Origin of the sequence: Snodgrassella sp. ESL0324 (assembly GCF_013344955.1) — a bacterium.
Lineage (GTDB): Bacteria > Pseudomonadota > Gammaproteobacteria > Burkholderiales > Neisseriaceae > Snodgrassella > Snodgrassella alvi.
The window spans coordinates 179,072-191,711 of the sequence record NZ_JAAEDS010000014.1; the positions used below are offsets into that span (position 1 = coordinate 179,072).

Sequence of the window (12,640 nt, forward strand, 5' to 3'; positions counted from 1 at the left end):
AAAATAATATAGTATTAAATTTAAAAGCTCGCAGATTTTTGGAATATCAAAATGAAAATATTGCTTTTGCTATTAATTTTAAGTTTAAGCGGATGTCTTAACAGCAACAATGATAGCGAACAGGACAAAATTAAAAATTTGGAGGAACAACGGATAATCACAGACACTACAGAGATTACTGTGCGCATTCCATCAAAAGTATCAGGTAAAAAACTGGAGATTGCCCTGCCGCGCTGCATGTTTGGTTTTAGTATAAAAAATAAAATTATTGATGGTATAGTCGAGCAAAAGGCAGCAGCAATTATATTTGCCTTACCTACTTTATCAGGTTTTCCCAATGATGAAGAAGCAATTCATCGATGTCCTGATTTTTCTAAGCCTGTTGTAGGTCTTAGTTTTGCGCCGTTATATCGCAACATAAAAGCAGAAAAACTGGAATATGGAAATCATTGGTTCAAACGGGAAAATTACCGATTCCGATTAAAAGAAAAGAAAAATAATCAGGAATTGTATTATATTGGTATTTCAGGAAAACAAACTATGTTTGTTAATAAATCCGAAACCAATCAACAAGATTTAAGAATTGATTTCTGGCCATTTGATGTTAAGGATGAATACAATGCTTTTCCGCATCAAATTGATATTTATTCTGTTTTAGATGAAGAGTTTAGTGTTACCTACACTGTATATTCCTCGAGATTTCTACATGGGAAGTATAAACCACCAGTAAGCCAGAACTATTTTGCTGATGGATTAATTCAAATATATAAGCACAATGAAAGCTTACTTGATCATCCGGAAATTCAACTGGGTTTTATTCAGAATAATAACCGTATTCTGGATTATATCCATCAGCACAGTAAGGTAGTTACAGACCAGAATCATTAAGAATAGCCATATAGTTAATCTTGCTGATATTTGATTATAGAAAACACTAAAACTAATAATTCCTCACCATTTAAAATTAATTTTTCAATATATTATTAAGATAAAAAGCTGCCGGATGCTAATGATGCAACCAGCAGCTTTTTATCTTGAAATAATTAGTTTTGCAGAGCTGTCTTTATGCGCTGATGTAAATTCTGAATACTGTAAACATCAGTACGGGATAAACGGCTTACACCTTCACTCATCGCTAAAGCACCTGCGATGGTGGTATATAAAGGGATACGCATATTCAGTGCACTACGGCGGATTGAATGGCTGTCTTTAATAGACTGTACATCACTGCTGACAGTATTAACGACCAGAGCAATCTCACCGTTTTTAATGGCATCAACAATATGCGGGCGCCCTTCAGTTACCTTATTCACCACTTGCACATTGATTCCGTGCTCAGCCAGAAAAGCTGCTGTCCCGCGAGTGGCACATAGTCCGTATCCGAGCGACTGAAAATTGGTTGCCACCTGAACAACAGCAGGTTTGTCTTCATTACGTACAGCCAGAAACACTTTACCAATAGTCGGCATACGTTCACCCGCTCCGAGCTGGGCTTTTAAATATGCTTCGGCAAATGTTTCACCGACACCCATTACTTCACCGGTAGAGCGCATTTCGGGTCCGAGAATGGTATCTACGCCGGGAAATTTAATAAAAGGAAATACGGCTTCCTTAACTGCAAAAAATTCAGGAATAACTTCTTGTGTGTAGCCCTGTTCGGCCAATGAGATACCGGCCATAACCCTTGCTCCGATTTTAGCAAGAGACACACTTGTGGCTTTAGATACAAATGGAACAGTACGTGAAGCACGCGGATTGACTTCAAGTACGTAAACGATATCATCCTGTACCGCAAACTGCACATTCATCAGACCAATTACATCTAAAGCCATTGCCATGGCTGCTGTCTGACGACGAATTTCATTCTGAATATCTTCACTTAGCGAATAAGGCGGAATGGAACATGCTGAATCGCCACTATGGACACCTGCCTGTTCCACATGCTGCATGATGCCGCCGATAACTACCTGTTTGCCATCACATACACAATCTACATCTACTTCAATAGCGTGGCTGAGAAAGTAATCAAGCAATACCGGGCTATCATTGGATACTTGTACAGCTTCGCGCATATAGGTTTGTAATTCATTGGCTGAATGCACTACCTGCATAGCTCGTCCGCCAAGTACATAAGATGGCCGTACTACCAGCGGATAACCAACTTCTTCAGCCAGTTGCAGTGCCTCTGCTTCAGTACGTGCTGTACGATTTTCCGGCTGACGCAATCCCAGTTTATGCAGAATCTGCTGAAAACGCTCACGGTCTTCTGCTGCATCAATGGCATCAGCTGAGGTACCGATAATATTGACACCATTAGCTACCAGTTCATTAGCCAGTTTTAAAGGCGTCTGGCCGCCATAATGCACAATGAGACCGTCAGGTTGTTCGGTATGACAGATTTCCAGTACGTCTTCAAGGGTAAGCGGCTCGAAATACAATCTGTCAGAAGTATCATAATCTGTCGAAACTGTTTCAGGATTACAGTTCACCATAATGGTTTCAAAACCGGATTCGCGCAATGCTAATGCAGCATGTACACAGCAATAATCAAACTCAATACCCTGACCGATACGATTTGGTCCGCCACCAAGAATCATAATTTTTTTACGCTGTGTCGGTTCCGCTTCGCATTCTTCTTCATAAGTTGAGTACAGATAGGCAGTATCGGTAGCAAATTCGGCTGCACAGGTATCTACGCGTTTAAAAACCGGATGTAGATTTATGGCATAACGATGTTGTCTAACACTGGCTTCATCCTGATTAAGCAATTGCGCCAGCCGTTTATCAGCAAAACCTTTGCGTTTGAGTTTACGCAGATAACTGTAATCGATATCTTCCAGTCTGATCGCTGTCAGTTTCTGTTCTTCGCTAACCAGATCAGCAATCTGTGCCAGGAACCACGGATCAATAGCACAAATTGTATAGATTTCCTCTAATGAAAAGCCGGCACGAAATGCATCAGCGACATACAGTATCCGTTCCGGACCGGGATTAGCCAGTTCACGCTGAATGGCTGCCCGGTCACTGCTACGGCAATCAAAGCCGCTCAGACCGACCTCCAGACCGCGCAGAGCTTTATGAACAGACTCCTGAAATGTACGGCCGATAGCCATTACTTCCCCAACTGATTTCATCTGTGTCGTCAGGCGATCATCTGCGGACGGAAATTTTTCAAAGGCAAAACGGGGAACTTTAGTTACCACATAATCAATGGAAGGCTCAAAGGAAGCTGGTGTGCGTCCGCCGGTTATATCATTTTGCAATTCATTCAGTGTATAGCCTATTGCCAGCTTAGCTGCGATTTTGGCAATCGGAAAACCAGTAGCTTTAGAAGCCAGAGCAGAAGAACGGCTGACACGCGGATTCATTTCAATCACAATCATTTCGCCGTTTTGCGGATTAACGGCAAATTGTACATTAGAGCCACCGGTATCCACACCAATTTCACGCAGCACTGCCAGAGAGGCATCGCGCATCAGCTGATATTCTTTATCCGTCAGTGTTTGTGCCGGAGCTACTGTAATCGAATCACCGGTATGTACGCCGCACGGATCAAAATTTTCTATCGAACAGATAATAATGCAATTGTCGGCACGGTCACGCACCACTTCCATTTCATATTCTTTCCAACCCAGTACAGACTGTTCGACCAGTAATTCATGAGTAGGTGAAGCATCAAAACCACGTTCACAAATAGTAATAAATTCATCTTTATTGTAGGCAATACCGCCGCCACTGCCGCCCATAGTGAAAGACGGGCGAATTAATGCAGGAAATCCAACCTGTGCCTGTGCATCCAGAGCCTGCTCCATGCTATGGCAAATAAAGGATTTCGGGGTATGCAGACCGATTTTATTCATTGCTTCTTTAAAACGGCCGCGGTCTTCTGCTTTATCAATTGCATCTTCGGATGCACCAATCAGCTCTACCTGGTATTTTTTCAGAATACCGTTATGCGCGAGATCAAGAGCACAGTTGAGTGCCGTTTGTCCGCCCATCGTTGGCAAAATGGCATCGGGACGTTCTTTTTCAATAATTTTTGCCACTGTCTGCCACATAATCGGCTCAATGTAAGTAACATCAGCCATATCCGGATCTGTCATAATCGTAGCCGGATTGGAATTAACCAAAATGACTTTATAGCCCTCTTCACGCAATGCCTTGCATGCCTGAGCTCCGGAGTAGTCAAACTCGCATGCCTGACCAATTACAATAGGACCGGCACCAATAATTAGGATAGATTTTAAGTCTGTGCGCTTAGGCATACTGATACCTTTATCAAAAAATTATCTGTTAATTTAGCGGTACGGCAAGATTGATTTTCTGACAGTCAATCGGTCAGTCGATACTTGCCGTCCATAATTTCAGTGCAAACGCAATAAACATCAGCCCGATTGTGGCTACTGCCCCGGCAGCCAGACGCTGATAGTGACGAAACCACTTGACCAGCGATAAACCACTGAATATCAGTACGCTTAGATAAGTCAGGCTGAAAATTTGCAAAATAATAGCCAGCAGTAGAAAACTATATGCCGGATGTGCGTAATGCGGATCAACAAACTGAACAAAAAAAGCCAGAAAAAACAAAATTGCTTTCGGGTTTAATAAACTGAGCAGCAAAGCATGCTGAAAGTAATGACGTGCCGGAAGCGGTTTACTGGCTTGTGCCGGCTCACACAATGATTGTCTGAAAACATCTGCAGCAGCCTGCTGACGTCTGTTCCATTGCTTAAGAGCTGAGCGCAGCAACTGCCAGCCCAGATAAAACAAATACAAGCCACCGACCAGTTTCAGTATTAAAAACAATGCAGGTATGGTTTTGATAATTGATGTTGCACCTGAGGCTGAAAGCAACATCAAAATACTGTCACCCAGAAATATTCCGGCAACCGCACAATAAGCAGCCCGTGCTCCATATTTTCCGGCCATGGCCAGACAATACATTGAATTTGGTCCCGGCAGCAGAACAATTGCTATGGCACCGACAATATACGTTCCCAGATCAGTAATACCAAACATGGGGATTCCTGTACTTTTTTACTATTCTCAATAAATTTAGTTCGTAATATCACGCAATTAATTTTTATCTGCCGCCTGCATATGTTCGATAAAGCGGTCAAAAAGGTAGGCAACGTCATGCGGGCCCGGACTGGCTTCCGGATGTCCCTGAAATGAAAAAGCCGGCTGACTAGTCATGCTAATACCTTGAAGTGAACCGTCAAACAGCGATTTATGAGTAATACGAACATTTTCCGGTAAAGTATCTGCATCTACTTCAAAACCATGATTCTGACTGGTAATCACAACCCGGCCGGTATCCATATCCTGTACCGGATGATTGGCTCCGTGATGACCAAAAGGCATTTTGCGGGTTTTCGCCCCTAAAGCCAGACCAAGCAGCTGATGTCCCAGACAAATACCGAATAGTGGCAGTTTATGTGCCAGAATTTCCTGTACAGCTTTAATGGCATAATCACAGGGTTCCGGATCACCCGGCCCGTTAGACAGAAATACGCCGTCAGGATTCAATGCCAGTACTTCAGCTGCCGGTGTAGTAGCAGGAACCACAGTCAGACGGCAGCCCCGTTCACTCAGCATACGCAAAATATTGGTTTTTACCCCGAAATCGTAGGCAACCACATGATATCCGGCTTGTTGCGGCTGAACATAACCCTGCCCCAGCTGCCATTCACCCTGAGTAAATTCATATTTTGCAGAACAGCTTACTTCCCGTGCCAAATCTTTTCCGGCCATGCTGCCAAAAGCACGTGCCATTTCCAGAGCCTGTTCTTTATTTGCATCAGCGCCAGTCAGAATACAGCCGGCCTGTGAACCTTTATCCCGCAGCAAACGGGTAAGGCGTCGGGTATCAATATCTGCGATTGCCACAGTATGCTGACGTTGCAGATAATCGGACAGGTTTTCCTGCGCACGAAAATTACTGTGCAATAAAGGTAAGTCGCGAATAATTAACCCGGAAGCATAAATTTGTTTACTCTCAGTGTCTTCACTGTTGATACCGGTATTGCCGATATGCGGATAAGTAAGAGTCACCATCTGCTGAGTATAAGACGGATCAGTGAGGATTTCCTGATAGCCAGTCATGCTGGTATTGAAGACTACTTCACCAACTGCCTGCCCGGCTGCTCCAATGCTGACACCATGAAATACGGAACCGTCAGCCAACACCAGAATTGCACTTGTAGTCATGAATGAGTCCTGTGTATTTAATAGACCGTCAATAACGACAATCTGTTTTTTATGGATTAATAATCGTGCTTCCAGTTACCAGTTGCAGGCAAAAAAAAACACGCCACTTCACGCAAAAAGCGTGAGCTACGTGCTTGATTATGGCAGAGACATAATATCTGACACTGCCATGAAAGCAATGCATTTTAGCTAATCTTCTCTGCTTTGGCAATGCAGATATTACTAAATAAAAAAGAAAATTTTTATTAATCTGCTGAGCAGCCCGCCGGCTGCCCTTTAGACTGACTGCAAATTTTACAACATTATTTTAGCGTACATGATAATTAGGTGCTTCTTTGGTGATTTGCACATCGTGTACATGCGACTCACTCATACCCGCTGCGGTAATTTCAACAAATTCTGCCTTATCATGCATATCATGAATGGTTTTACAGCCCAGATAGCCCATACTGGAGCGTAATCCGCCTACGAGCTGATGGATAATCTGGCTGATTGGTCCTTTATAAGGTACCCGTCCCTCGATGCCTTCCGGCACATATTTATCAGCGCTGGAGACATTATCCTGAAAATAACGGTCAGAAGAGCCCTGGCTCATGGCTCCCATTGAACCCATACCGCGATAGGATTTATAAGAGCGTCCCTGATAAAGCTCAATTTCACCCGGTGCTTCTTCAGTACCGGCAAACATGCCGCCCAGCATTACCGCAGAGGCGCCGGCTGCCAGTGCTTTAGCCAGATCACCTGAAAAGCGTATACCACCGTCAGCAATCAGCGGCACGCCGGTACCGGCAAGTTCTGCAGCCACATTATGAATAGCGGTTAACTGCGGCACACCTACACCGGCTACTATACGGGTTGTACAGATAGAACCCGGCCCGATGCCAACTTTAACTGCATCCGCTCCTGCTGCGACCAGATCACGCGCAGCAGCTGCTGTTGCTATATTACCGCCAATGACATCTACATCCGGATAATGCTGTTTTACCCAGCGTACACGTTCTATTACACCCTGACTATGTCCATGCGCTGTATCCACTACCAGCACATCTACTCCAGCCTGAACCAGTGCAGCTACCCGCTCGTCTGTGTCTTTTCCGACTCCTACTGCAGCTCCTACTCTCAGCCGTCCTTCACTGTCTTTATTGGCATTAGGAAAAGCTGTGTTTTTTAATATGTCTTTTACTGTAATCAGACCTTTCAGCTCCCAGTCTTCATTCACTACCAGCACACGCTCAATTTTATGTGTATGCATTAATTCACGGGCATCATCGATACTGGTAGTTTCACTTACAGTAACCAGACGCTCACGCTGGGTCATAATACTGGATACTTTTTGCTGCAGATTACGTTCAAAACGTAAATCCCGGTTAGTAACCAGACCAACAACTTTACCATTTTCCAGTACCGGTAAGCTGGAAACTTTGTATTTACGCCCGGGACCGATTAAATCGCCAATCAGCGTATCAGGTGTAATGGTTACCGGATCCTTGACCACACCACTTTCATATCGTTTAACATTGGCTACGGCACGTGCCTGCCGTTCAACACTCATGTTTTTGTGAATAATGCCAATACCGCCTTCCTGAGCCATGGAAATAGCCAGCTTAGCCTCAGTAACCGTATCCATCGCCGCTGAAACCAGGGGTAAATTCAGATTAATCCGGCGGGTAAGCGGAGTTTTCAGAATAACGTCGCGCGGCAGTACTTCAGAGTGAGCAGGTACGAGCAGCACGTCGTCAAAAGTGTAAGCTTTTTCGACTATACGCATTTTAGGGCTTCTTTTTAGAGGATGAGAAGAAATTCAGATAAGGGAATTGGCGGGCAATTTTAACAAATATACGACACACTCGCAAAATATACTTTTACATAAACCGGTCAATTGGCAAACATTGGTTTTTTTTATCGTATAATAGTCAAAACATATATTTCAAACCCAAGGAAAAGTAAACATGCGTCACAAAATACTGAAAATGTCACTGGCAATGGTACTGATGGGCAGCACATTAATAGCAGGTGCTGTGGAGGTATATACATGGCGTGATAACAAAGGCGTAAATGAATACTCAGACACCCCGGTTAATCTTTCACCTGCTAAAGCTCAGCGTTTTAATGTGCGCACACAGGTTGCCACGCCTGCTGCGGCACCTCAGCCTAATGCTGAAGCCAGTTCTGATTCAATAACAGAACAGCAGGCGAAACTTAACCGTAAAATTGAAGAACATAACAAACAGACAGATGAGCGGAACAAAAAAATTGAAGAACAAAACAAGAAAAACCGTGAAGCCGCCTGCAAAACTTCGAAAATGAACCGCCAAATGGCTGACAGTCTGCGCACCAATAACCGCGATGCGCTGATTAAACGTTATGATGAAGACGTACAACTGAATTGTAAATAAACTTTTACTCTTGACTATTTTACTCCTTATCCATAAGTTGTTTACGCAGCTTATGGACTTTTTTATGGCTGCATACATAGTTGTTAACCAGATATACCATTACTATGACCAATACCACAGCCACATCATCCAGCAATGCTGACAGTAATAAATTTGATATAGCCCTGTTTCTTAAAAACCTGCCTTTAGTGCCGGGGGTATACCGCATGCTCGATGCAAATGATAAAGTATTGTATGTGGGCAAAGCAGTGAATCTGAAACGCCGTGTCAGCAGCTACTTTCAGAAAACTGATTTATCGCCCCGGATTCAGCTTATGGTGAAACAAGTGGCGCGAATTGAAATTACAGCCACTCATTCAGAATCAGAAGCATTAATTCTGGAAAATAACTTTATCAAGGCATTATCGCCGAAATACAATATTCTGTTCCGGGATGATAAAAGCTATCCTTATCTGATGCTGAGCGGACATAAGTTCCCGCAAATGGCGTATTACCGCGGCAGTCTGAAAAAAAATAACCAGTATTTCGGTCCTTATCCTAATGGCTATGCGGTACGCAACAGCATCCAGACATTACAGAAAGTATTCAGACTGCGTACGTGTGAAGATAGTGTATTTGAGCATCGCGACCGTGCCTGCCTGCTTTACCAGATTAAGCGTTGTTCCGGTCCATGTACAGGACATATCAATGCTGAAGATTATCAGAGCAGTGTTAAAGCTGCGATCAGCTTTCTGCAGGGAAAAACCAGTGAGCTGACTGCTTCTTTGCATACCAAAATGCAACATGCTGCTGAACAGCTGGATTTTGAAACGGCAGCACAGGTGCGAGATCAGATTCAGGCACTGGGGCTAATGCAGTCTCAGCAATTTATAGACAGCAAACAGGCCCGTCACAATGACATTGATATCCTTGCGCTGGCTGAAGAAAATGATATTGTATGTATTCACTGGGTTAGCATTCGCGGCGGCCGGCATGTCGGGGATAAAAACTTTTTTCCGGATACCCGCTACCGTGTTGCCGAAAAACTCAATCACTATGGAGAGGCATTTGCTGCACAACACTATCTGGGTAAAAATAAGCCGGATATCATTATCAGTAATTTTCAGCTGCCCAAAAGCCTGTGTGAAGCACTGAATAACGAAAACGGTAAACAGATTCAGTTTATCCATAAAACTGTAGGTGAACGGCGTGTGTGGCTGAGTATGGCGGAACGCAATGCACATATGGCTATTGAACAGCATCGTTTACAGCAGCATAGCCAGCAACACCGTATTGAAGCGCTGGCTCAACTGCTGGATATGGATGCAGAAAATCTCAACCGGATTGAATGTTTTGATATCAGCCATACTCAGGGCGAAGCAACTATTGCTTCATGTGTAGTATATGAAGATGAAGCCATGCAGCCTGCCAAATATCGCCGCTATAATATTACAACCGCAAAGGCCGGTGATGATTATGCTGCTATGCGCGAAGTATTAACCCGTCGCTACGGACGACTGGCAGATAATGATGACAGTATCGGTGCGTGGCCGGATCTGGTGCTAATAGACGGAGGCAAAGGTCAGGTACATATGGCTCTGAATGTATGGCAGGAACTGGGTATTCATATTCCGATAGTCGGCATTGCCAAAGGTCCGGAACGTAAAGCCGGACTGGAAGAGCTGATTATTCCGCATCAGCAGCGCAATATCAGGGTAGAACCGCACAATCCTGCCCTGCATTTGTTACAAACTGTCCGGGATGAATCTCACCGTTTTGCTATTACCGGTCATCGGCAGAAACGTGCCAAAGCAAGAGTCACTTCTTCACTCAACAACATACCGGGTATTGGCAGCAAAAGGCGTCAGGCACTATTAACCCGTTTTGGCGGTTTGCGCGGCGTGGTTGCTGCCAGTGTGCATGATCTGAGTCAGACGGAAGGTATTAGCCTTGCTCTGGCCGAAAAGATATATGATGCTTTACATTAACACAAATATATCAATCTGATTATTATTAAATTTATTAATATTATCAATAAACAATACCGGAATATCCAGAAATTTTGTTTACAATACAGAATATACAATTATGGAATGCCTGAAACATTGCTGCCTGTGTTAAATATCATCTTTAGATAATACCGTGTATTTTCAGAAATTTGTCAAAACAATATTTATCTCTTCATCAGACTACATACTGATGAATGGAACCAGAAATACCGTATATTATTAATAATTTACAGTAATAGCACCAGCTTACAGGCAGTGTACAGAAGACAGAAAATCTTTAATCAGAATCCAGCTAAAATATTTGTTTTTCTTTACATTAAAAAGAATACATAAATATAATTATCTTTGAATTTATTAAAGGATATAATAAAATGACAGAAATAGTTCAAATTTCTTTGCATAAAAAATTATCTAGAAATTTTTTAATATTATTTGTCAGTTATTTCATATTTATACTGTGTTCAGTTGGAGCACTCTTATTTTATTTTTATGATGAATGTGAACGATCAGGCGCAAGTTTCTTTTTAGGTTTAATAGCACTGATTAATTTTTTTGTTTTTTTATTTTCTATAGTTATTAAAGCTTTAAAAGCAATTTTTTCCCGGACTGAAAATAAACAATCACTTTCATTTAAATTTTTACTAATCAATTTTACACTATTTCTTATTACCTTTTTTATCAGCATTTTGGGTTATAGATTATTAAGTACCTATTATAATCAAACAGATATTGTTTTAATTAATATTCTCTGCTGTTCTTTTTGTATCTTTATCTGTTTTTTAATTTTATTTTTCGCCAAAATAATCAAATGGCTTTTTTTACGTTCAGCTTAATGATAAAAATATTAACTAATTAATTCCGGAAAAAAGCAGATGAACTTCACTCAATACTTACTGCAAAATAAATATGATGATTTGTATCGCTATATATTTAATTAAAAATCAATTATTTATTCCGTGTTCAATTATTTATAACATCAGCACCAAATGCAGCATTTTAATTAGAAATGTAATAGCCTGAGCCAGAATTAAGTTTCAGGCAGTCATTCATATATACAATCGGCTAGTGATAAATCTAAACATTTTAATGAGATCAGCAGCAGATAATATTATTTTCCAGTTGCTGTAATTTAAGGCAATTATGATAACTGACTCATCAATATAATGATCTATTGTATATATGATTTAAATCAAACTACAACATTTAAATATATTTAATTTAAAAAGATTTATTTATAATAAAATAATTTTAATTTACAATAAAATTTAAATATGATTCATCATTACTTAAATCGCAGAAAATTGATCAGATTTTTAATTAACTATTTAATTTTTACAATAGTCTTTTTCGTGATACTCGAACTCCTTATGGGTTTCAGAGATATAAATGAATTTTTTACACTAGAGTCAGTTTTGGCTCTGATGGAAATAACTTTCATTCTCTTTTTATACTTCTTTTTTTTGTTCAAAACGACTAAAACTATTTTCATTCGCAACAGCAAAAATCAATCATCTTCTTTTAAATCTTTATTTTTTAAATTAGCACTTAACATTGGTTTGATTTTGCTATTTCACTTTGTTGTTTATTTATTAGGTATCGACGAAGATTTAAGGTACACTATTTATGGTTTAATGATATATTTCATTTTATATTGCTGGGCAGTCAGTTTTTTTATACTAATAAATATAAAAATCATAAAATATTTTTTACGGGCAGAAAAAAATGTTCAGATTTCTACTTATAGACTTGTATCCGAAGATTTATTTATGTTTTTAACTAGTTACTCATTAGTTATAATCTGCATGATTGGATATTACTACTCTATTGGTGATTATACTTACCAATTCAAGCTTTTGATAGGAATCGGAAAATTAAACTTACTTCTGCTCGGAATTAATTTTTTAACTTTTATATTGATTATATTTGTTTCTACTATTAAACCTGTAAAATATATTTTTTTTAATACTGAAAATAGTGAATCCTTTTCATTTAATTCTTTACTTATAGGATCCGGATTATCTCTGATAAGCTGCCTCTTTTTGTTTT

The 12,640-nt window shown here is 40.8% G+C and carries 8 protein-coding genes; 4 read left to right on the plus strand and 4 right to left on the minus strand.

The window, feature by feature from the left end; genetic code table 11:
• The first annotated feature begins 51 nt into the window (after positions 1 to 51).
• Positions 52 to 888, plus strand: a complete 837-nt coding sequence (locus GYY70_RS07905) for a hypothetical protein (protein ID WP_174831987.1) — start codon at positions 52 to 54, stop codon at positions 886 to 888.
• 155 nt (positions 889 to 1,043) lie between these two features.
• Here GYY70_RS07905 and carB read toward each other — a convergent pair whose 3' ends face one another.
• The 4 genes from carB to guaB form a co-directional block, all read right to left on the minus strand.
• On the minus strand, positions 1,044 to 4,265 hold the full coding sequence (gene carB / locus GYY70_RS07910; protein ID WP_174831988.1) for a carbamoyl-phosphate synthase large subunit: 3,222 nt from the start codon (positions 4,263 to 4,265) through the stop codon (positions 1,044 to 1,046).
• Between the two features lie 73 nt (positions 4,266 to 4,338).
• Positions 4,339 to 5,019: a leucine efflux protein LeuE gene (gene leuE / locus GYY70_RS07915; protein ID WP_084586676.1), complete on the minus strand. Its 681-nt coding sequence runs from the start codon at positions 5,017 to 5,019 to the stop codon at positions 4,339 to 4,341.
• Positions 5,020 to 5,076: 57 nt separating this feature from the next.
• On the minus strand, positions 5,077 to 6,210 hold the full coding sequence (gene carA, locus GYY70_RS07920) for a glutamine-hydrolyzing carbamoyl-phosphate synthase small subunit (RefSeq protein WP_174831989.1): 1,134 nt from the start codon (positions 6,208 to 6,210) through the stop codon (positions 5,077 to 5,079).
• Positions 6,211 to 6,517: 307 nt separating this feature from the next.
• Positions 6,518 to 7,978: an IMP dehydrogenase gene (gene guaB, locus GYY70_RS07925; protein ID WP_174831990.1), complete on the minus strand. Its 1,461-nt coding sequence runs from the start codon at positions 7,976 to 7,978 to the stop codon at positions 6,518 to 6,520.
• Between the two features lie 181 nt (positions 7,979 to 8,159).
• On the opposite strand from guaB, the gene GYY70_RS07930 reads away from it, so the two are divergent.
• The 3 genes from GYY70_RS07930 (at position 8,160) to GYY70_RS12140 (ending at position 11,427) form a co-directional block, all read left to right on the plus strand.
• On the plus strand, positions 8,160 to 8,606 hold the full coding sequence (locus GYY70_RS07930) for a DUF4124 domain-containing protein (RefSeq protein ID WP_143555238.1): 447 nt from the start codon (positions 8,160 to 8,162) through the stop codon (positions 8,604 to 8,606).
• A 104-nt stretch (positions 8,607 to 8,710) separates the two neighbouring features.
• The gene (gene uvrC, locus GYY70_RS07935) at positions 8,711 to 10,573 is read left to right on the plus strand and encodes an excinuclease ABC subunit UvrC (protein ID WP_174831991.1); all 1,863 of its coding nucleotides are present in this window, start codon (positions 8,711 to 8,713) and stop codon (positions 10,571 to 10,573) included.
• A 392-nt stretch (positions 10,574 to 10,965) separates the two neighbouring features.
• Complete coding sequence (locus GYY70_RS12140) at positions 10,966 to 11,427, plus strand: hypothetical protein (RefSeq protein WP_238791887.1); 462 nt, start codon at positions 10,966 to 10,968, stop codon at positions 11,425 to 11,427.
• Positions 11,428 to 12,640 lie beyond the last annotated feature (1,213 nt).